The following is a 1,518-nucleotide window of genomic DNA, read 5'->3' on the forward strand; positions in this document are numbered from 1 at the left end:
CGCAGCAGGATCGGCCGGGCAACCAGCAGAAACGTCACCATGACCGCGACCGGGTTGCCGGGTAGGCCCAGCAGCGGCACGTCGCCGATCTGGCCCAGCGCCACCGGCCGGCCCGGCTTGATCGCCAGGCGCCACAGATGCAGCCGGCCGCCCGCCGCCTCCAGCGCCGGCTTGACGTGATCCTCGTCGCCGACCGACACGCCGCCGGAGGTGACGATCGCATCGGCGCCCGCCGCAGCCGTCGTCAGCCCTGCCTGGATCGCCTCGGTCCGGTCCGGCAGGATGCCGTGGTCGATGACAATGCAGCCCAGCCGGCGCAGCAGCGCCGCCAGCACATGGCGGTTGGCGTCGTAGATCTGGCCCTCGGCGATCGGCGCGCCAGGGTCGCGCACCTCGTCCCCGGTCGAGACCAGGGCGACCCGCAGCGGGCGGCGGACGAGCAGGGTGGCGCGGCCGAGCGAGGCGGCAAGGCCGATCTCCGCCGGGCCCAGCCTGCGGCCGGCCGTCAGCACGGTGTCGCCGCTGCGGATATCTTCGCCGGCCCGGCGGGCATTGGCGCCGCGCGGCAGGCCGGCCGGGATGGTCACGGCATCGCCGGCGACGCTGCAATCCTCCTGCATCACCACCGTGTCCGGCCCGGCCGGCATCGGCGCGCCGGTGAAGATGCGGATCGCCTCGCCGCGCCCGGCGGCCCGGCCGAGCGGATGGCCGGCGGCGACGCGGCCGGTCACGGGCAGTGTCACCGGCCGGCCCGGCGGCAGGTCGTCGAAATGGACGGCATAGCCATCGACCGCGGCGTTGTCGTGCGGCGGCACCGACCGGTCGGCGACCAGGGCATCGGCCAGGATCCGGCCCTCGGCCGCGGACAGGGCCACCGTCTCGTGGCCGGTGACCGAGCCCAGCCGTGCCTGGAATTCGGCCAAGGCCTCTTCGATCGACAGCAGCCGGTCGCCGACGGCGAAGCAGTCGTCGGGCAACGAAGCGTCAGGCGGACGGCCCATGGCTCAGGCCGCCTTGGGATGGGTGAAGGCCATCACGAAATCTGCGATCGCCGCAATGTCGTCGATCGGCAGCTGGTGCCGGTCGGTAACCGGGTCGTCGCTGGCCACGGCGATGATGGTGGGGTCGTCGGGGTAGAGCGGCGGCTTGCCGGTGGCGGCCCGCCAGACCTCCAGCTTCGGGTGCGGGTCGCGCTTGAAGCCTTCGACCAGCACCAGATCGACCGGCTCCAGCTTGGCCAGCAGCACATCGAGCGGCGGTTCGGCCGCGTCGCGATGCTCATGCATCAGCGCCCAGCGCCGGTCCGACGCGACCAGCACCTCGGTCGCCCCGGCTTCGCGATGCCGCCAGCTGTCCTTGCCCGGCTGGTCGACATCGAAATCGTGATGTGCGTGCTTGATGGTCGAGATCCGCAGGCCGCGTCCGACCAGGGCCGGAATCAGCTGTGCCAGAAGCGTGGTCTTGCCGCTGCCGCTCCAGCCGGCGATGCCCAGCACGCGCATAGGGGCGGTCCTGGGC

The 1,518-nt window shown here is 72.9% G+C and carries 2 protein-coding genes; both read right to left on the reverse strand.

Annotated elements, in window-relative coordinates:
• A partial coding sequence (locus AC3XYG_RS40560; RefSeq protein ID WP_489145594.1) for a molybdopterin molybdotransferase MoeA occupies positions 1-1,001 on the reverse strand: 1,001 nt, incomplete at its 3' end.
• 3 nt (positions 1,002-1,004) lie between these two features.
• Positions 1,005-1,502, reverse strand: coding sequence for a molybdopterin-guanine dinucleotide biosynthesis protein B (mobB, locus tag AC3XYG_RS40565; protein WP_489145595.1), 498 nt, complete (start codon positions 1,500-1,502; stop codon positions 1,005-1,007).
• Between the last annotated feature and the right edge of the window lie 16 nt (positions 1,503-1,518).

The sequence above is a fragment of the Inquilinus sp. genome (genome assembly GCF_057815775.1).

Excerpts from the sequence above, each read along its gene's own strand:
- mobB (WP_489145595.1), bottom strand. The coding sequence starts at position 1,502 with ATGCGCGTGCTGGGCATCGCCGGCTGGAGCGGCAGCGGCAAGACCACG.